The 18,567-nt window shown below is 72.0% G+C and carries 18 protein-coding genes; 3 read left to right on the forward strand and 15 right to left on the reverse strand.

Features of this window, described 5'->3' with window-relative positions; genetic code table 11:
• Positions 1–231 precede the first annotated feature (231 nt).
• From BOSE127_RS07470 to BOSE127_RS07485, 4 genes are all read right to left on the reverse strand, one after another.
• Positions 232–1,347: a heparan-alpha-glucosaminide N-acetyltransferase domain-containing protein gene (locus BOSE127_RS07470; protein ID WP_159556749.1), complete on the reverse strand. Its 1,116-nt coding sequence runs from the start codon at positions 1,345–1,347 to the stop codon at positions 232–234.
• A gap of 5 nt (positions 1,348–1,352) precedes the next feature.
• Complete coding sequence (locus tag BOSE127_RS07475) at positions 1,353–2,726, reverse strand: FAD-dependent oxidoreductase (RefSeq protein WP_159556751.1); 1,374 nt, start codon at positions 2,724–2,726, stop codon at positions 1,353–1,355.
• 86 nt (positions 2,727–2,812) lie between these two features.
• Entirely contained in the window at positions 2,813–3,889 is a 1,077-nt protein-coding gene (locus BOSE127_RS07480; protein WP_017888623.1) for a polyprenyl synthetase family protein, read from the reverse strand.
• Between the two features lie 31 nt (positions 3,890–3,920).
• Positions 3,921–4,712, reverse strand: a complete 792-nt coding sequence (locus tag BOSE127_RS07485) for a demethylmenaquinone methyltransferase (RefSeq protein WP_159556753.1) — start codon at positions 4,710–4,712, stop codon at positions 3,921–3,923.
• A gap of 86 nt (positions 4,713–4,798) precedes the next feature.
• Between BOSE127_RS07485 and BOSE127_RS07490 the strand changes: the two genes are divergently transcribed.
• The gene (locus BOSE127_RS07490; RefSeq protein ID WP_159556755.1) at positions 4,799–6,058 is read left to right on the forward strand and encodes an isochorismate synthase; all 1,260 of its coding nucleotides are present in this window, start codon (positions 4,799–4,801) and stop codon (positions 6,056–6,058) included.
• 58 nt (positions 6,059–6,116) lie between these two features.
• Here the strand turns inward: BOSE127_RS07490 and menD are convergent, their stop codons facing one another.
• Together menD and BOSE127_RS07500 are read right to left on the reverse strand one after the other, a co-directional pair.
• Positions 6,117–7,865 (reverse strand): 2-succinyl-5-enolpyruvyl-6-hydroxy-3-cyclohexene-1-carboxylic-acid synthase, encoded by a 1,749-nt coding sequence (gene menD, locus BOSE127_RS07495; RefSeq protein WP_159558117.1) that lies wholly within the window; start codon positions 7,863–7,865, stop codon positions 6,117–6,119.
• Complete coding sequence (locus BOSE127_RS07500) at positions 7,858–8,217, reverse strand: PLDc N-terminal domain-containing protein (protein WP_017888619.1); 360 nt, start codon at positions 8,215–8,217, stop codon at positions 7,858–7,860. Before BOSE127_RS07500 ends, menD begins: the two co-directional genes overlap by 8 nt.
• 65 nt (positions 8,218–8,282) lie before the next feature.
• Between BOSE127_RS07500 and BOSE127_RS07505 the strand changes: the two genes are divergently transcribed.
• Positions 8,283–8,618, forward strand: coding sequence for a DUF4229 domain-containing protein (locus BOSE127_RS07505; RefSeq protein ID WP_017888618.1), 336 nt, complete (start codon positions 8,283–8,285; stop codon positions 8,616–8,618).
• A 37-nt stretch (positions 8,619–8,655) separates the two neighbouring features.
• On the opposite strand, the gene BOSE127_RS07510 is transcribed toward BOSE127_RS07505, so the two are convergent.
• The 4 genes from BOSE127_RS07510 to BOSE127_RS07525 are packed head-to-tail and all read right to left on the reverse strand — an operon-like array spanning position 8,656 to position 12,334.
• Entirely contained in the window at positions 8,656–9,657 is a 1,002-nt protein-coding gene (locus BOSE127_RS07510) for a 1,4-dihydroxy-2-naphthoate polyprenyltransferase (RefSeq protein ID WP_042541197.1), read from the reverse strand.
• A 37-nt stretch (positions 9,658–9,694) separates the two neighbouring features.
• Positions 9,695–10,834 carry an AMP-binding protein gene (locus BOSE127_RS07515; protein WP_159556757.1) on the reverse strand — a complete coding sequence of 380 codons (1,140 nt, stop codon included), beginning with the start codon at positions 10,832–10,834 and terminating at the stop codon, positions 9,695–9,697.
• The gene (locus BOSE127_RS07520) at positions 10,834–11,763 is read right to left on the reverse strand and encodes a 1,4-dihydroxy-2-naphthoyl-CoA synthase (protein WP_017888615.1); all 930 of its coding nucleotides are present in this window, start codon (positions 11,761–11,763) and stop codon (positions 10,834–10,836) included. Before BOSE127_RS07520 ends, BOSE127_RS07515 begins: the two co-directional genes overlap by 1 nt.
• A 31-nt stretch (positions 11,764–11,794) precedes the next feature.
• Positions 11,795–12,334 carry a hypothetical protein gene (locus BOSE127_RS07525; protein ID WP_159556759.1) on the reverse strand — a complete coding sequence of 180 codons (540 nt, stop codon included), beginning with the start codon at positions 12,332–12,334 and terminating at the stop codon, positions 11,795–11,797.
• A gap of 119 nt (positions 12,335–12,453) precedes the next feature.
• On the opposite strand from BOSE127_RS07525, the gene BOSE127_RS07530 reads away from it, so the two are divergent.
• Positions 12,454–13,452 (forward strand): o-succinylbenzoate synthase, encoded by a 999-nt coding sequence (locus tag BOSE127_RS07530; RefSeq protein WP_071251889.1) that lies wholly within the window; start codon positions 12,454–12,456, stop codon positions 13,450–13,452.
• A gap of 304 nt (positions 13,453–13,756) precedes the next feature.
• Here BOSE127_RS07530 and ccsB read toward each other — a convergent pair whose 3' ends face one another.
• Genes ccsB through BOSE127_RS07555 form a run of 5 tightly spaced genes read right to left on the reverse strand, consistent with a single transcriptional unit; the run spans position 13,757 to position 18,513 of the window.
• Positions 13,757–14,776: a c-type cytochrome biogenesis protein CcsB gene (gene ccsB, locus BOSE127_RS07535; RefSeq protein WP_031260492.1), complete on the reverse strand. Its 1,020-nt coding sequence runs from the start codon at positions 14,774–14,776 to the stop codon at positions 13,757–13,759.
• Between the two features lie 5 nt (positions 14,777–14,781).
• Positions 14,782–16,506 (reverse strand): cytochrome c biogenesis protein ResB, encoded by a 1,725-nt coding sequence (gene resB / locus BOSE127_RS07540; protein ID WP_140449001.1) that lies wholly within the window; start codon positions 16,504–16,506, stop codon positions 14,782–14,784.
• Positions 16,490–17,188, reverse strand: a complete 699-nt coding sequence (locus tag BOSE127_RS07545) for a cytochrome c biogenesis CcdA family protein (RefSeq protein WP_042538234.1) — start codon at positions 17,186–17,188, stop codon at positions 16,490–16,492. The genes resB and BOSE127_RS07545 overlap by 17 nt, the downstream gene beginning before the upstream one ends.
• A 45-nt stretch (positions 17,189–17,233) precedes the next feature.
• Positions 17,234–17,860, reverse strand: a complete 627-nt coding sequence (locus tag BOSE127_RS07550; RefSeq protein WP_017888588.1) for a TlpA family protein disulfide reductase — start codon at positions 17,858–17,860, stop codon at positions 17,234–17,236.
• A complete protein-coding gene (locus tag BOSE127_RS07555) occupies positions 17,857–18,513 on the reverse strand; it encodes a histidine phosphatase family protein (RefSeq protein ID WP_159556761.1) in 657 nt (218 codons plus the stop codon). Before BOSE127_RS07555 ends, BOSE127_RS07550 begins: the two co-directional genes overlap by 4 nt.
• Positions 18,514–18,567: the final 54 nt, after the last annotated feature.

An 18,567-nucleotide genomic window follows, 5' to 3' on the forward strand; every position in this document is an offset into this window, starting at 1 on the left:
GGCCGGTTCAGGATGCCGTGCGCCCCGCGTCGCACAACCAACCACGCACGGTGCGAAGGGGAGGCGCGGGTCGCCTCCGTCGCGCACCGTGCGTCGCCCTCCACCCGGTGCGACCTTGGCCGCACAGTGCGTCGCGACAGCGGGGCACCCGGCGAGCAAGCCCGCGGTGAACGGACAACCCTGCACCGTGCGGTAAGTGTTCCGTGGCCGGTGCGGGTCCGCCAGGTGCGCTCAGCGCAGCGGGACGAGGGACGCCAGGGCTCCCACCACCCGCTCGAGCGGGCCGGGGCCGAGGAACCGCCGCCACAGCATCGCGAAGACCACCGAGCCGAGGGCGAACCAGCCCCAGGCCTCGGCCGACTCGGGGTACGTCGGCAGCGTCGCGAGGACCACGAGGTGCCCCGAGTACACCGTCAGGGGCATCGACCCGACAGCGGCGAGCGGGAACGCGATCCGCTCGGCGACCCGCCCGCGGCCGTCGAACACGAGCACGCAGAGCGCGATGAGCGTGACCGCGACGCCGGCCGTCCCGAGCACGTCGACGACCGACGACGAGTGGTCACGCGGGGACAGGAACAGCTGGGCGAGCGCCTGGCCGGGGGTCGAGCCCTCGCCCGCGTACGGCACGCCGGGGAACGCCAGGGCCGCGTCGTCCGGCAGCGGGGCGAGGAACGAGCCCGCGACGTACGCGGTGGCGGCGACCAGTGCGCCGGACACGAGGAGCGCGACCTGCCGGCCACGGTCCTCCAGGCCGACCCGGGCGACCGCGAGCCCCACCAGGACGTACGCCAAGAAGGTGACCACGGGGTAGACCAGGCCGAGCTGGACACCGACCATGCCCGCATCCGCGTAGGCGGGGGCGATCGCCAGCGCGGCGACGGGCGACAGCAGCGCGCAGACGGCGGCGATGCCGAGCAGCGCCGCCGGCCGGAGGCGGAGCACCGGGACCACGAGCAGGAACAGCACCCCGTACGTCGGCAGGATCACGTAGACCGGGGTGTCGAGCGCCATCAGCGCGAAGCCGATGACGACCACCACCACCGCACGGATCGCGAGCCGGGCGCGGATCCGTCCGATCGTCGGCGGGCCGGGCGGGTCCGTGCGGCCGCTCGTCAAGCCGATCGAGACACCGGCCAGGACTGCGAACAGGGTCGACGGGCGGCCGTGGGCGACGGCGGTCCAGGTCGCCGGGTCGGTCCACTCGAGCTGCTCCGCGATGCCGCCGACGTGGGCGGCCACCATGCCGAGCAGCGCGATCGCGCGCGCCACGTCGACGCCCTGCAACCGGACCCCCGACGCAGACGCGCCCCGCACCGCGGTGGGCGGGACGGGGCGCGTGTCGGTCACGGCAGTCAGCTCGTCGGTGCGTCGACGCGGCCGAGCGAGACGTCGATCATCTCGTCGCGCGGGACGACCTTGATGCGCTCGCGGCCGTCGATCGACCCGAGGGCCTGCTCGTGGGTGTCGAGGTGGTGCCAGCCCTCGAGGTCGGTGTACTCGACACCGCGCTCGCGGAGCAGGGCCGGGATCGCCTCGTCCGAGGGGTCCTCCGGCGTCCACCAGCTCGCCTGGTCGTTGACGATGTGCTGCACGGTCTCCATGGCGTCGGACTTGGTGTGCCCGATGAGCCCGACCGGACCACGCTTGATCCAGCCGGTGGCGTACACACCGGGGATCTGCTGGTTGTCGTCGTCGAGGACCTGGCCCTCGTGGTTCGGGATGACGCCGTGCCGCTCGTCGAACGGGACACCGGGCAGCGGGGAACCGAAGTACCCGACGGCGCGGTAGGCGGCCTGGATCGGGATCTCGCGGATCTCGCCGGTGCCCTCGACGCCGCCCTCGCCGTTCGGACGGGTGCGCTCGTAACGGATGGCGGTCAGCTTGCCCTGCTCGTCGCCGACGAACTCGATCGGCTTCGCGTAGAAGTGCAGGTGGAGCCGACGGCTGGCCTGGCCGACCTCGCGCGTGCGCCACTGCTCGAGGACACGGTTGATGACCATGACCTGCTTGTTCGTCGCGATCGCGGTCTTCGATGCCTCGTCGTGGTCGAAGTCCTCGTCGTAGACGACCATGTCGACGTCGCGGACCTCGCCGAGCTCACGGAGCTCGAGGGGTGTGAACTTCACCTGCGCCGGGCCACGGCGGCCGAAGACGTGCACGTCCGTGACCGGCGAGGCCTTGAGTCCCTGGTACACGTTCTCTGGGATCTCGGTCGGCAGCAGGTCGTCGGCGTGCTTCGCCAGGATGCGCGACACGTCGAGGGCCACGTTGCCGACGCCGATGACCGCGACGCTCTCGGCCTCGAGCGGCCAGGTGCGCGGGACGTCGGGGTGGCCGTCGAACCAGCTCACGAACTCGGCTGCACCGTACGAGCCGTCGAGGTCGACGCCGGGGATGTCGAGGTCGGCGTCCTTGATCGCACCCGTCGAGAAGACGACGGCGTTGTAGTGCTTCTTGAGGTCGTCGAGGGTGATGTCCTCGCCGTAGCGGACGTTGCCGAACAGCCGGACGACCCCGCGGTCGAGGACGTCGCGCAGGGCGTTGATGATGCCCTTGATCCGCGGGTGGTCGGGGGCGACGCCGTACCGGACCAGGCCGTAGGGCGCCGGGAGCTGCTCGAACAGGTCGATCGACACGTCGTAACCGCGGGCCTCGCGCAGCAGGATGTCCGCGGCGTAGATGCCGGCCGGGCCGGCGCCGACGATGGCGAGTCGGAGGGTGGGCACTGATCGTCTCCAGTTCGTTCGGGTGGGGGTTCCCGGGGGTACCTCCCGACCGTGCCGCGGTGGGCGTGCCGTGTCGGGAGGGGTGTTCAGCGGCTTCGGTCGACGACGGAGTCCGCGAAGCGGGTGAGCGCCCGTTTCACGATGCCGTCGGGCAGCGGAGCGAGGGCGTCGACGGCTTCGCGGGCCCAGGCGACGGCGACCGCACGGGTCGCTGCGGTGGCCTCGTGCTCACGGAGGGCGGAGACGGCCGACTGGTACGGAGCGGAGTCGACCACGTCGTCGGGGGCGCCGTTGACGTCGCGCTCGATGCGCTCGACCAGGTGCTGTGCCGAGGGGTCCGTCACGGCCATCCGCCGCAGTTGCAGCATCGGCAGGGTGTCGACGCCTGCGCGCAGGTCGTTGCCGGCGATCTTGCCGGTCTTGTCCGTCGCGGGTGCGAGGTCGATGACGTCGTCGACGAGCTGGAAGGCCACACCGACCTTCTCGCCGAAGGTGCCGACGGCGTCGAGGTAGGCACGGTCGGCACCGGAGAACATCACACCCGCGCGGGCGGCGGTGGCGATGAGCGAACCGGTCTTGTCGCTGAGCACCTGGATGTAGTGCTCCAGCGGGTCGTCGTGCGACTGCGGACCGGTGGTCTCGTGCAGCTGGCCCATGCAGAGGCGCTGGAACGTCTCGGCCTGCATCCGGATGCCCTCGGTGCCGAGGTCCGCGGTGATCAGGCTGGCGCGGGCGAAGAGCAGGTCACCGGTCAGGATCGCCACGTTGTTGCCGTAGGTGATCTGCGCGGCGGGGACCCCGCGGCGCACCGGCGCCTCGTCCATGACGTCGTCGTGGTAGAGCGACGCCAAGTGGGTGGTCTCGATGCTCACCGCGGCCTTGACCACCGCGTCGGTCACGCCGTCGCCGAGCTGCGCGATGAGGAGCGTCAGCGTCGGACGGATGCGCTTGCCCCCGGCGGAGAGCAGGTACCGGCTGGTGGTGTCGGCGAGGGTGTCGGTGGAGCGCATGGCGTCCTCGAGCCCCTGCTCGACGAGCTCGAGCCCGTCGTCGACCGCGGAGATGAAGCGACGGTCGGCGGGCGTGGCGAACAACCGCTCGCCGATGCCCAGCGACGCGCGCAGGCTCGGCGCGCGACGTGCGACCGGGACGCTCGGATTCAAGTGCTGCTCCGTCTTCGGGGGTGGTGACCGGTCAGTCGGCGGCCGGGTCGACGCGCGGCTGCTCGCCGGTGTTCTGGTGGTCACGGCGGGCCTTCGCACGCCGTGCCGCGGACTCGCGCACCGTGTCGGCGACGGGCTTGCGGCCACGGTGCAGTGCGACGATACCGGCCGTCAGGTTGCGGTAGGCGACCACCGAGAAGCCGACACCGCGGAGCCACTGGGTCAGCACCTGCTGGTCGGGCCACGCGTCGATGGACTCGGCGAGGTACCGGTAGGCAGCCGGGTTGCTGCTCGAGAGCCGCGCGATGCCCGGGAGCACGCGCTTCAGGTAGGTGCCGTAGCCGAAGCGCAGCAGCGCACGCGGCGGCGTCGAGAACTCACAGATGACGACTCGGCCACCGGGCTTCAGGACGCGGAGCATCTCGGCGAGCGCCTGCTTCGGGTCGTTGACGTTGCGCAGTCCGAACGAGATCGTGACGGCGTCGAACGTGTCGTCGTCGAAGGGCAGCTGCTCGGCGTCGCCCTCGACGAAGGTGATCTCGGGGTGACGCTCACGGCCGACGGCGATCATGCCCGCGGACAGGTCGAGCGCGGTGACCTCGGCGCCCTTCCTGGCGAAGGCCGCCGCGCTGGTGCCCGTGCCCGCGGCGATGTCGAGGACCTTCTCGCCGGGCTGGGGGTCGACCGCGCGGACGGTGGCGACACGCCACAGCGGGGCGTTGCCCGCCGACAGGATGTCGTTCGTGAGGTCGTACTTGGCCGCGACGTCGTCGAACATCGCCGCCACCTCGTCCGGGCGCTTGTTCAGGTCCGCTCTGCTCACGTGGTCAATCCTAGAGGTCCCGACCGAGCGTTCACCGGACTCGCAGCCACCCGGGCGGTGCGGGATCGGCGCGTAGCATCGGAGCCGTGACCCGAACCACCACGGCGGCGCCCCCGCTGACGGTCTCGACCCGGATCCTCGACGACCCGGGCACCGTCCTCCGCCACACGCTCCGCGACCGACCCCTCGCCTTCGTCCGGAACGGCGACGGCATCGTCGGCATCGGTGAGGCGCTGCGGTTCACCTTCACCGGCCCCGACCGGATGCGTGACGCGGCCGCGCTCTGGCGCAGTGTCGTCGCGACCGCCGTCGTCGACGACCCCGTCCAGCTGCGCGGCTCGGGGCTCGTCGCCTTCGGGTCGTTCGCGTTCGCCGACGACTCCGCCGACGAGAGCGTGCTCATCGTGCCCCGGGTGGTCCTCGGCCGCCGTCGGGGCAAGGCCTGGCTGACGGCCATCGACACCACGGCCGGCGCGGAGCCCCTGGCCTTCACCCGGACCTCGGTCCCGGTCCCCCGGGTCGGACCGCACGTCTCCGTCGAGCTGCGTCCGGGGCAGATCGACGAAGCCACCTACGCCGCCAACGTGTCCGAGGCCGTCCGCCGCATCGTGGCCGGGAGCGCCCAGAAGGTGGTGCTCGCCCGCGACCTGGTCGGCACGCTGCCGTCGGGAGCCGATCGACGAGCCGTCCTGCTCGACCTCGCCGCCGCCTACCCGCAGTGCGTGACCTTCGCAGTGGACGGGCTGGTCGGTGCCACGCCGGAGACCCTCGCCCGCACCGACGGCACGCGGCTGACCGCGCGGGTGCTCGCCGGCAGCGCCGCACGGGGCACCGACGAGGTCTCCGACCGTGCCGCCGCCGAGGCCCTGGCCAGCAGCGCCAAGGACGTCGAGGAGCACTCCTTCGCGATCGACAGCCTGCTCGCGGCCCTCGCACCGCTCGCCACGGACCTGCGCGCCGACGCCGAACCGTTCCGGCTGCAGCTGCCGAACCTGTGGCACCTGGCGACGGACGTGCAGGCGACGCTGCCGCCCGACACGACCTCGCTCGACGTCGCCGACGCGCTGCACCCGACGGCTGCGGTCGCGGGCACCCCGACCGACGTCGCGGTGCGGCTCGTCGCCGAGCTCGAGGGCGTCGACCGCGGTCGCTACGCCGGGCCGGTCGGCTGGATGAGCGCGACGGGCGACGGTGAGTGGATGCTCGCGCTGCGCAGCGCACGGATCGACGACGACGGCAGCGTCCGCGCCTGGGCGGGCGCCGGGATCGTCGCCGGCTCGGAGCCCGAGCGCGAGGTCGCCGAGACGGCCCTGAAGTTCCGACCGATCACCGACGCCCTGGCCTGAAGCACCCAGGGGCCGCGCGGAGACCGGGTCGCGGCGAGGCCGGGGCACCCGTGGCCGGTCAGTCGGCCAGCGGTACTTCGATCACGACGCGCTCGGCGGGGTCCGTCAGCACCCGTTCGAGGTCGCCCCACGTGGCCGCCCGGCGGTACTCCCACCCGAGACCCGTGACGACCCGTTCGACGTCGACGTGCTGCGGGGTCGACATCATCCGGCGCATGTCGGCGTCCGGCGTGGTCTTCGCGACCTCGAGCCCGCGGAAGATGGCGCCACCGTGGTCGTTGCCGACGACGACCTGCACCCGGTGGGTGCGTTCCTCGGTGCCGGTGACGAACGCGCCGAGGTCGTGCAGCAGCGTCAGGTCGCCGAGGAGCACGCGCGTGGTGCCCACCGAGGCGGAGGACTGCTCGAGTGCCGCGGCGATGCCGAGCGCGGTCGAGACGGTGCCGTCGATGCCGGCCAGTCCGCGGTTCGCGTGCACCCGGATCTTCTTGCCGAGCACCCGGGCATCGGCTTCGCGGATGAGCTGCGAGGCGCCGAGGACCAGGCGGTCGTGCGGCCAGGTCGCGCCCCAGACGGCCTCGGCGAGCATGGCCCGGTCGACGGGTCGGCGACGGAGCGCGACCTCGTCACGCAGGAACTTGTTCCGCTCGGCGCGGTCGGCGGAACGCTTGGCGTCGAGGTCCGGGCCGGCGTCGCCGTCCCCCAGGATCCGTCGGCTGGCACCCACCCAGCGGCCGACCCACGCACGGTGCTCCGGGCGGGTGCGGCCCGTCACGCGGACGTCGGACACGAAGGTGGTCGCGGCGTCCGGTCGGGAGGCACGGGCCGGGTCGAAGGGGTCGGCCGCCGGTCCGCGGACGACGATCGTCTCGACCCCGTCGCGCTGCAGGAGCGCGGGGACCTCTCTGCTGAGGGTCGGGTGGCCGAGCACGACGGCGCGGCGGACGGCGCCACCGTGGTCCGCGTCGCGCAGGAGTTCACGGTAGGCCACGACCAGGTTGCGGCCGAAGCGCGCGCCGCTGGAGACCTCGGCGAGGAGCGGCGCCCCGAGTTCCCAGGCGATCCGCTCAGCTTCCTCGCCGGCGTCGTGCCCGGCGATGACGACGGTGGCCGGCTCGTCGTCCGGGGTGAGTTCGGCGACCGGCAGACCGGTGTGGGCGCGGCGGGTGGCGAAGGCGAGGTCGATCTCGTCGTCGGGGACGGCGGTGACGTGCTCCGGGGTGAGCCCGGCGGAGAGCGGCTCACGGAACGCGACGTTGAGCTGTGCGGGCCCCGGCTGCCCGGTGTGCCCGGCTGCGGCGGCGACCGCCTGTCGGGCGAGGGCGCGCAGGGTGTCGCGGACCGAGGCATCGACGCCGTGCGCCGACGGGGCCTCGACGTCGCGGACGAAGGCGACGGCCTCGCCGAAGATCCCCGGCTGCACAGTGGTCTGGTTGCTCCCGATGCCGCGGAGCTCGTCGGGGCGGTCCGCACTCAGCACGATCATCGGCACGCCCGAGTGGTGCGCCTCGAGCACGGCGGGGTGCAGGTTCGCCACCGCGGTGCCCGACGTGGTCACGACCGCGGGGGGTCGGTGCGTCTCGACCGCGAGCCCGAGCGCGAAGAACCCGGCGGTCCGTTCGTCCAACCGGACGTGCACGGTCAGTCCGCCGGCACGCTCGAGGGCGACCGCGGCGAGCGCGAGCGCCTGGGACCGGGAACCGGGGCTGACCACGACGTCGGTGACGCCGGCGCGGACGAGTTCCTGCAGGAGCGCGAGCGCGGTGTCGGTCGCCGGGCTGCCCGAGCCGGCGGGGCCGTCAGCGATCGGTGCGGCCGTCGTCGTCGCGCTCGTGGAACTGGTCTTCGAGGTCTCGGAGGGTCGCGTCGTCCTGGTCCTTGTCCGTGAGGGTGTCGCCCGGCTCCGGCGTGGTGCCGAGGAAGTCCGGGTCGTCTTCGGGTCCACGGTACCGGGCGGATGCACCGGGGTCCGTCGCGGGGGTGCGACCGAGCAGGAACCACAGGACGCCGCCCAGCACGGGCAGGATGATCACGAGCAGCAGCCACACACCGCGACGCAGGGAACGGATGCGCTGACGGGGCATCGTGCCGCAGTCGATGGCCGCGTACACCGTGAAGGCAACGGCGGCCACGACGACGATCAACCACAAGCGGACCATGCGGTGAAGTCTAGGTCGCGACCCTGTGATGCCCCTGCCGGTCGGCGCTTCCGTAGACTCACCGTGTGAAAGCGTGGCTCCTGTACACCCTGGCTCGGCTCGGCATCTTCGTGGTGGCGCTCGTGCTCCTCCTGCTCCTGACGCCGCTGAAGTGGTACTGGGCGACGATCATCGCCGCCCTGGTGGGTCTGCTCATCTCGTACATCGCACTGTCCGGACTCCGCACGCAGGTCGCCCTGAGCCTGGCGAACCGCCGCGGCGTCCCCGAGCGCGACGCCGACTCGGACTTCGAGGACGACTTCGTCGACGCCGCCGACTCGGATGCCGCAGCCGCTCCCGTCGTCCGTCCGGTGTCCGACGCGGACCGGCACGAAGCACGCCGGGACGCCGACGCCGACTGACCCCGGGCATGGGGTCGTCAGGTCGGAGCCGGAACGGTTACGGCTGCACGGCCAGGGTGATCCCGAGCACCACGCCGAAGGCGAGCGACGCGAACGACGACAGCTGCAGCGCCGTGATGAGCTCGCGGGGCTTCCGCGACGACACCCCGATCGCCAGGGCCGGCAGCGCCAGCAGCAGCGAGAAGTACGTGAAGCCCGTGCGGAAGTACAGCAGCACGAACCAGAGCAGCACGACGTACGGCAGCATCAGGAACAGGCCGAAGAGCACGCGGGCGACCGGACGGCCGACGACCACGGCGAGTGTCCGCTTGCCCGCCAGCTGGTCCTCGTCGATGTCGCGGATGTTGTTCACCATCAGGACCGCGCAGGCGAAGAACCCGGCGGCCACCGCGGCGGCCCAGCCACTCAGCGTGACCTCGCGGATCTGCACGAACTGCGTACCGAGCACGGCGACGAGTCCGAAGAACACGAACACGAACACCTCGCCGAGGGCGTTGTACCCGTACGGCTTCTTGCCGCCCGTGTAGAACCAGGCGGCGACGATGGCGGCGGCCCCGACGAGCAGCAGCCACCACAGCTGGGTGAGCAGCACGATGACCAGGCCGGCGACGGCTGCCAGGCCGAAGAACGTCAGGGCGACCGTGAGCACCGTCCGGGGCTTGGCCAGCCCGGCACCCGTGAGCCGTGCGGGTCCGACGCGGTACTCGTCGGTGCCGCGGACCCCGTCGGAGTAGTCGTTGCTGTAGTTCACGCCGATCTGCAGGAACAGCGCCACGGCCAGGGCGAGCAGCGCGACGGCGAGGTGGCTGCCCTTCGCCAGGTAGTCGCCGAAGTCCCCGGGCTCACCGCTGTCGACGAACGCGACGGCGGTGCCCAGCACGACCGGGACGACGCCGAGGGTCAGGGTGCGCAGACGCGCGCCGCCGATCCAGTCGCGTGCGGTCGCCTTCCGCTTGGTGCGGGCGGGGGCAGCGGCCTTCGCCGGGTTGCCGGACCGGCCCTGCTTCTGCGTCGAGTTCTTCGTTCGTGCCACGAGCACCGATCTTATTGCCGATGCGGCGCCCGCTGGCTCGCCCCTACGGCCCTGCCGGGTCGACGAGCGCCTGCACGGCCCGCCGGTCGGGTTTGCCGGACGCCAGCATCGGGATCCGGTCCACCAGGACCACGTCGGCCGGCCGGGCGGCACGGCCGAGGGCTGCTCCGACGTGGGCACGCACGGTGTCCGGGTCGAGCGGTTGCTCGGTGACGACGACGGGGACCTCGCCCCACTCCCCCGCCGAGCGCCGCACGACGACGGCACTCTGCTGCCCGGGCAGCCCCCGGACGAGCCGTTCGACCGCCCCGAGCTGGACCTTCTCGCCACCGGAGATCACCACGTCGTCGAGGCGTCCGAGCACGCGGACGACCCCGCCGGACAGGGTCGCGGTGTCCCCGGTCCGGTACCACCGCAGCCCGTCCCGCTCGACGAAGGCCGATGCCGTGCGGTCGTCGTCGTCGAGGTACCCCTCGGCGAGCATCGGCCCGGCCAGGTGCAGCTCGTCGTCGACCAGCGCGGTGCGCACGGTGCCGAACGGGACGCCGTCGTACACGCACCCGCCGCTCGTCTCGCTCGCGCCGTACGTCGTCACGATCCGGACCCCGGCGTCGCGCGCGCGCTGCCGGAGCGGCGCGGGGGTCGCCTGTCCGCCGACCAGGACCGCGTCGAACCCGGCGAGGGCGCGGGTGGCGTCCGGGTCGTCGAGGACCCGGGCGAGCTGGACCGGCACCAGCGAGGTGTACCGGCGGGGCGCGGCCGGACCGGTGACGAGCCGTTCGGCCGCCTCGGTGAACGCGGCGGCCGCGAAGTGCCCGGGTGCCACGACGACGGGCTCGGTGCCGGCGGTGATCGAGCGGGTCAGGACGTTGAGGCCGGCGATGTAGTGCGTCGGCAGCGCGAGCACCCAGCGCCCCGGACCACCGAGCGCCGCGTCGGCCGCCGCCGCACCGGCGAGGAGCGCCTCGGACGACAGCGCCACGCGCTTGCCGGTCCCGGTGGACCCGCTCGTCTCGACCACCAGGGCGACCGCCTGCCGGACCTCGGCCGGAGGTGCCTTCGGCAGCGCCGGAGCCTCCTCGGCGACGGGGAGCAGCGCGGGGCCGCCGGCGAGCGCTGCCTCCAGGGCGCGCAGCACGGCCGACGGGTCCGACGTACCGGTCGCGACCAGCGGACGGGGCATCAGTAGTGCCAGGGGAACGCGGTCCACTCGGGAGCGCGCTTCTCGAGGAACGAGTCGCGACCCTCGACCGCCTCGTCGGTGCCGTACGCCAACCGCGTCGCCTCGCCCGCGAAGACCTGCTGACCGACCATGCCGTCGTCGACGGCGTTGAACGCGTACTTGAGCATCCGGATCGCCGTCGGGGACTTGCCGAGCACGATCTCGCCCCAGCGGATCGCCTCACGCTCGAGGTCCTCGTGGGGGACCACGGCGTTCACCGCACCCATCTCGTAGGCGCGCTGGGCGGAGTACTCCTGCGCGAGGAAGAAGACCTCGCGGGCGAACTTCTGCCCGATCTGCTTGGCGTAGTAGGCGCTGCCGTACCCGCCGTCGAACGAGCCGACGTCGGCGTCGGTCTGCTTGAACCTGCCGTGCTCGGCACTCGCGATGGTGAGGTCGCAGATGGCGTGCAGGGAGTGCCCACCGCCGGCGGCCCAGCCGGGGACGACCGCGATGACGACCTTGGGCATCATCCGGATGAGGCGCTGGACCTCGAGGATGTGGAGCCGCCCCATCGACGCCTGCGCGGCCGCGGGGTCGACGCCCTCGGGCGGTGCACCCTCGTCACCGACGTACTGGTAGCCGCTCCGTCCACGGATGCGCTGGTCGCCGCCGGAGCAGAACGCCCACCCGCCGTCCTTCGGGCTCGGGCCGTTGCCCGTGAGCAGGACGACACCGACACGGGGGTCCTGCCGTGCGTCGTCGAGGGCGCGGTAGAGCTCGTCGACCGTGCGCGGGCGGAAGGCGTTCCGGACCTCCGGACGGTCGAAGGCGACACGGACGATCCCCTTGGAGACGTGCTTGTGGTACGTGATGTCGGTGAACTGCTCCGCGATCGGAGCGGTGGTCCAGACGTCGGGGTCGAACAGGTCGGAGACGGGAGCAGCCATGCCCCCAACGTACCGCCGGGCGTCTGCCGGGTCAGGCGCCCATGTCGGTCAGGAGCTCCGGCGCGACGAACACCATGATCACGATGAGGATCACGGGGTTCGCGAAGAACGCCAGGACGACCCCGATGGCGCCGTACCAGCGGCCGAAGGATCCGACGGCGGCGACGAACCCGAGCACTGCGGCGATGAGCGTCAGGAACACGACGACGAAGCAGATGCCGAACGCGAAGTTCGTGTCACCGCCCATGAACACGGCGAACGCGCTGGCGTCGACCGCAGCGGAGACCACGGCGAGGCCCAGGGCGATCTTGCCGACGACGGGGTTGCGGCGCTTCTTGGAGGCCGCCTGCCGCACGTCGACGGTGTTGCGCTGCATGAGCCGGGCGAAGTCGTCGGACCCGGCTGTCGGACGCGCCGTCACTCGGGACGGGTTCGCCGCGGGTCGGGCATCCGCGCTCGGACGGGCTGCAGACGCCGGACGGGCTGCCGGACGAGCGCCGGCGCTCGACGGGTCGGCCTGGCGCTGTGCTGCCCGCTGCTGTGCTGCGCGCTGCCGCGGATCCACCGCCACCGAGCCTCCCTCGTTCCGGGTCGTTCCCCTCGCCGACCGGAGCCGACCGATGCATGCTAGTGCCCTGCCCTGGCGGTCCCCTCCGAGGAACCGGCGGGCGACCTGGGTGCGGTGGGAGGATGGCGGACGTGCTCCCCGACCTCGCCGAACTCCTCGCCGACGCGCACGTGGTGGCCCTGCCCATGCGGGTGCGGTTCCGCGGCATCACCACGCGCGAGGCGGTCGTGCTGCGTGGCCCCGCAGGCTGGACGGAGTTCTCGCCGTTCGTCGAGTACGACGACGCCGAGGCAGCGGCATGGCTGCGCGCCACCGTCGACTTCGGGTGGACCGACCACGAGCCGGCCGCCGACTCCGTGCCGGTCAACGCCACCGTCCCGGCGATCGCCGCCGACGACGTCGCCGACCTGCTCGCCCGCTACCCCGGCTGCGCCACCGCGAAGGTCAAGGTCGCGGAGCCCGGCACCACCGTCGACGACGACGTCGCCCGTGTCGCGGCCGTCCGCCGGGTGATGGGGTCCGATGCTTCCGTCCGCGTCGACGCGAACGGGCTGTGGAGCGTCGAGCAGGCAGCCGCGGCACTCGAGCGGCTCGCACCGTTCGACCTGCAGTACGCCGAGCAGCCCTGCGCCACGGTGCCCGAGCTCGCCGAGCTCCGGACGCGGATCGCCGGCCTCGGGGTGCGGATCGCCGCGGACGAGAGCGTCCGGAAGGCGAGCGACCCCCTCGCGGTCGCCCGGGCCGGCGCAGCCGACGTCCTGGTGGTCAAGGCCCAGCCGCTCGGGGGCATCACCGCGGCGGGCGCGGTCATCGCCGACGCCGGGCTGCCGTGCGTCGTCTCGAGTGCGCTCGACACGTCGGTCGGACTCGGGATGGGGGCGTTCCTGGCCGCCGCGGCGATGACCCCGGGGTACGCCGCGGGCCTCGGGACGGCGGCGATGTTCGCCGGGGACGTGACGGCGGAGCCCCTGCTGCCGGTGGACGGCCGCGTGCCCGTGCGTCGGGTGGACGTCGCGGCGGAACTGGTCGAGCGGTACGCCGCGTCGCCGGAACGCTCCGCGTGGTGGCGCGAGCGGGTGGCGCGTGTGCACACCGTGCTGGCCGCAGCTGCTGCCGAGTAGCTCCGGGCGCGGGACGCCGTCGTCTCCGCAAGACGCCGTCGTCTCCGTTCGCGGGACGCCGTCGTCTCCGCAAAACGCCGTCGTCTCCGCAGAACGCCGTCGTCTCCGTTCGGCGCCGCCGAGTCGGCGAGACGCCGCCGGGATCGGCGGCGTCTCGCCGAGGACGCGGCGTCCAGCCGACACGACGGCGTCTTCCTGTCCGTGGACGCGACCGAACGACGGACGGGAGGCGCGGTGCCAGCTGGCACCGTGCCTCCCGTCCGGCCGTGGTCACGACCAGGGCCGCCTCAGCGACCGGTGTGGTTCACAGACCCGAGTAGCTGTGCAGGCCCTTGAAGAAGACGTTCACGACCGAGAAGTTGAACATCACCGCGGCGAAGCCGATCAAGGCCAGCCAGGACGACCGCGCACCGCGCCAGCCGCGGGTCGCACGGGCGTGGATGTAGCCCGCGTAGACGACCCAGATGATGAAGGTCCAGACCTCTTTCGTGTCCCAGCCCCAGTAGCGACCCCAGGCACGCTCGGCCCAGATCGCACCGGCGATCAGGGTGAAGGTCCAGAGGACGAAGCCCACGAGCAGGACGCGGTAGGTCAGGACCTCGAGCCGGTCGGCGTCCGGCAGCGTCGCCATGAAGCGGAGCTTGCCGGAGGCCGTGCGGCCCTGGCGGTACGTCTGCACGAGCTGCGCCACCGCGAGCCCTGCTCCGAGCGCGAAGAACCCGGTGCCGGAGATCGCCACGAAGACGTGGATGACGAGCCAGTACGACTGCAGGGCCGGCTGCAGCGGGACGACGGGGACCCAGTAGTTCACCGTCGCGATGCCGAGCAGGATGATCGTCAGGCCCGTGATGAAGACGCCGAGGAACTTCAGGTTCTGCCAGAACTGCACGAGCAGGAAGATCAGCGTGATCAGCGCCGTGCCCGTCAGCGAGAACTCGAACATGTTGCCCCACGGGACACGGTCGGCCGCGATGCCGCGGAGGACGACCGAGGCGACGTGCAGGACGAGCGCGAGGATCGTCATCGCCATGCCGACACGTTCGAACTTCGTGCTGCGGCCGGACGAACCGCCCGCTGGCGGCGCGGCGACCTGCTCGAGCACGACGGTGCCGCCACGGACGGTCGCGACGGTCTTCGCCCCGCGTGCGGAAGAAGCGCTGGCCGCACCCGCCGAGCTGTCGTCGGCGCCCGCGTTCTTCGCGGCGGCCGTGACCTCACCGGAGCGTTTGGCCATGTCGAGGGCGAACGAGATGAACGCGACCACGTACACCGCCATCGCGGAGTACGTGAGCACGACCGAGTAGGTCGCGAGGTTCGTGGTCATGTCGTTCACTGGGGCATCCTAACTCCGAGGTCCGACGTGTGGCGCTGTGCGATGTCCGCGACGGCCCGTTCGAGGTTCGGGTCCTCGCCGCGTGCGAGGCCGGCGTACTCGAGGTCGTACTCGCCGCCCTGCGTGTCCTTGCGCGGGACGACCTTCACCCAGACGCGACGGCGCGGGACGAACAGCGAGGTGAGCAGACCGAGGGTGGAGAGCAGGGCGAACCCGCCCACCCACAGCTGCGACGGGTCGTGGTGCACGTCGAGGGAGACGTACCGCTTGACGCCGTCGAACGTGATCGACCCGGCACCGTCCGGGAGCTTCTTCGTCTGCCCCGGCTTCAGCGCGAGGCTCGCCGTCGATGCGTCGGTGCCGGCGATCTGCTTCAGCCCGCCGGTGTTGAGCGTGTACACGCTCTGCGGCACGCCGTCGTCGAGGCCGAGGTCGCCGGTGTAGACCTGCAGCGTCAGGAGCGGGTTCTCGGTGTCCGGGTACGAGGACGTGTAGGCGCCGCTCGCGTTCTTCACCGCGGTGGGGTAGAAGAACCCGCGGATCCCGAGCTGGTCCGGCTTGGCGTCCGGGGCCTTGATCACGCCGAGCGAGGTGTAGTTCGCGTCCTGCGGCAGGAACGGCACGACGTCCTTGAACGCCACGTTGCCGTCGCCGTCGCGCACCGTGACCTGCATCGCGTAACCGTTGCCGAGCAGGTAGACGTTGGTGCCACCCACGTGCAGCGGGTCGTTCACGCCGAGACGGCTGGTCTTCGGCTCGCCGCCCTTCTCGGTGCTCGTGACGGTGGCCGAGTAGTCGAGCGCCTGGCCGAGGGCGTCGAGGTTCCGCTCCTCGTACTTCGTCACGAACTTGTCGAGGGTCAGGTTGTAGCCCTTGAGGTCGGTCTGCTGGAACCAGCGCCCGGGGTTGAACGAGTCGTACGAGCCGAGCACGTTGGAGAACGTCTGGCCCTCCACCAGCAGACGCTGACCGGTGAAGCCGAAGCCACCGCCGACACCGACCGCCAGGAGCACCCCGACGAGGGCCGAGTGGAACACCAGGTTGCCGGTCTCGCGCAGGTAGCCGCGCTCCGCGCTCACCGAGTCGCCGAACCGTTCGACGCGGTACCCGGAGCGCTTCAGGATCGCCATCGCGCGCGTCACCGCGTGCTCGGCGGACGGGAGGCCCGTGGCCGGGTCGATCCCGGTGGTGCCGTCGATCATCGCGTCCGGTTGCACCGCCACGGTGCGGAATCCCGCCAGTCGCGTCAGACGCGCGGGCGTCTTCGGCGGACGGGTGCGCAGGGCCTGCCAGTGGTGCTTCGTGCGGGGCACGATGCAGCCGATGAGCGAGACGAAGAGCAGCAGGTAGATCGCCGAGAACCACACCGAGGTGTAGGTGTCGAAGACCTGGAGCTTGTCGAGGACCGGGAAGAGCTGCGGGTGGTCCGCCTTGTACTGCACGACGCCGTTCGGGTCGGCGGTGCGCTGCGGCACGAGCGAACCCGGGATCGCCGCGAGGGCCAGCAGCATGAGCAGGAACAGCGCCGTGCGCATGCTCGTCAGCTGCCGCCAGAAGAACCGGAGGTACCCGACGAAGCCGAGCTTCGGCTGGTTGACGCCGCCGTCGGTGGGGCCGGAGCCGTCGACGTGGTCGGACGGTCGCTGCGGGTCCGAAGCGGTGTCGGCTCCGTCGCCTGCGCCCGTCGGGGTGTGCTCGTTCGGGTCAGACCGCGGGGACAAAGCTCTGGATCACCGCCCCGACGCTCGACATGACGGCCGACCAGATTCCGGTGACCATGAGCAGACCGATGACGATCAGGATCGCTCCTCCGATGATGTTGACGGTGCGCATGTGACGCTTCACCGCCGAGATGGCTCCCGTGGCCCAGCCGGCGCCGAGCGCGACGAGGACGAACGGGATGCCGAGCCCGAGGCAGTACGCCACACCGAGCCACATGCCCTGCCAGGCACTGCCCGACTGCACGCTGAGCAGGTTGATGGCCGCGAGGGTCGGGCCGAGGCACGGCGTCCAGCCGAGGCCGAACACGATGCCGAGCAGCGGTGCGCCCAGCAGCCCCGTCGCGGGGGTCCAGCTGGGCTTGATGGTGCGCTGCAGGAACGTGAACCGTCCGACGAACACCAGGCCCATCGCGATGACGACGACCCCGAGGACCTGCGTGATGAGGTCACGCCAGCGGACGAGCCAGAAGCCGAGTGCCCCGAACACCGTCGTGTACGCCACGAACACCGCGGTGAACCCGACGATGAACAGCAGCACACCGAGCACCACACGACCCCGACGCTGCCCGCCCTCGGCGACACCGCCGACGTACCCGAGGTACCCCGGCACGAGCGGCAGCACGCACGGGGACAGGAACGACACGAGCCCGGCGAGCGCCGCCACGGGCAGCGCCACGGCCATCTGGCCGCTCAGGATCGCGTCGGCGAAGGGGTTGGAGGCCACGGGTCAGGAGGCCTTGCCGGCGTCGAGCTCGTCGCTGACCAGGGTCTTCAGGATGCCCGTGCCGTCGACCGCGCCGAGGACGCGGGCAGCGACGCGCCCCTTCGTGTCGAGGACGATCGTCGCAGGCACCGCGTTCGGCGCGATCTGCCCGGACATCGCGAGCTGCATCGTGCCCGTGCGCTGGTCGAGGACGGTCGGGTACTGCACGTCGAAGGTGCGCTCGAAGGCGGCCGCGGTCGCTGCTTCGTCGCGGACGTTGACGCCGATGAACGCGACGTCGTCCGAGTCGGCGTACTCGTCGTGCACCTCGTTGAGGTACTTCGCCTCGGCACGGCAGGGCGGGCAGCTGGCGTACCAGAAGTTCAGGACGACGACCTTGCCCCGGAGGTCCTTCGACGAGACGGTGTCGCCGTTCGAGTCCTCGGCCCGGAAGGTCACCGGGTCGGTGCGGTCCTTTGCGGAGACCTCGGTCACCGCGCCGTCACCGGAGATGTAGTTCTGGGTCGTGCCGTTGCCGTACTGCTTCGCGAGGTCGCTGTTGTCCGTCGAGCACCCCGCCAGGGCGAGGGCGGCCACGACGACCGTCGCCGCGATCGTCGCGATGCGCTTCCTGCTGGTCGTGGTCTTCACACTGCTCCTTCGTCGACGGCGGTCGCGCGCAGTTCCTGCGCGGGGTCCGCGTACCCGACCTCGGTGAACCGACCGCTCGACGTGGCGGGCACACGCTCGACGGTGGTGATGCTCGACAGGTCGCAGCGACGCTTGCGCGGGTCGTGCCACAGGGGCTCCCCCGCGAGCTTCCGGTGGACCATCCAGATCGGCAGCTGGTGGCTGACCAGGACGACGTCGCCCTCGTCGACGCTCTCCCACGCCGTGGTCATCGCCGCGAGCATGCGGTTCGCGATCGACTCGTACGCCTCGCCCCAGCTGGGGCGCAGGGGGTTCGCGATCCACGGCCACTCCGCCGGACGGCCGAGCGAGCGCTTCGTGAACCCGGGGGGCTGCCCCTCGTAGCGGTTGGTCGGCTCGATCAGCCGCTCGTCGAGCGTCACGTCGAGCCCGTAGGCCGCCGACCAGGGCGCGGCGGACTCCTGCGTGCGCTGCAGCGGGGACGCGACGACCCGACGGACGTCGATGCCGGCGTCCTTCCAGGCGGCCGCGGAGGCCTCGGCCATCTGCGCGCCGAGCTCACTCAGCCCGAAGCCCGGGAGCCGGCCGTAGAGGACGCGGCCCGGGTTGTGCACCTCTCCGTGCCGGACGAGGTGGAGACGGGTCGCGGGCATGGGTTCCAGTGTAGGTCGCCCGCGGTTCCCACCGCCCCCTCAGGAGATTCACCG

This window comes from Curtobacterium sp. 8I-2, assembly GCF_902506155.1.
GTDB classification, from domain to species: Bacteria; Actinomycetota; Actinomycetes; order Actinomycetales; family Microbacteriaceae; genus Curtobacterium; species Curtobacterium poinsettiae.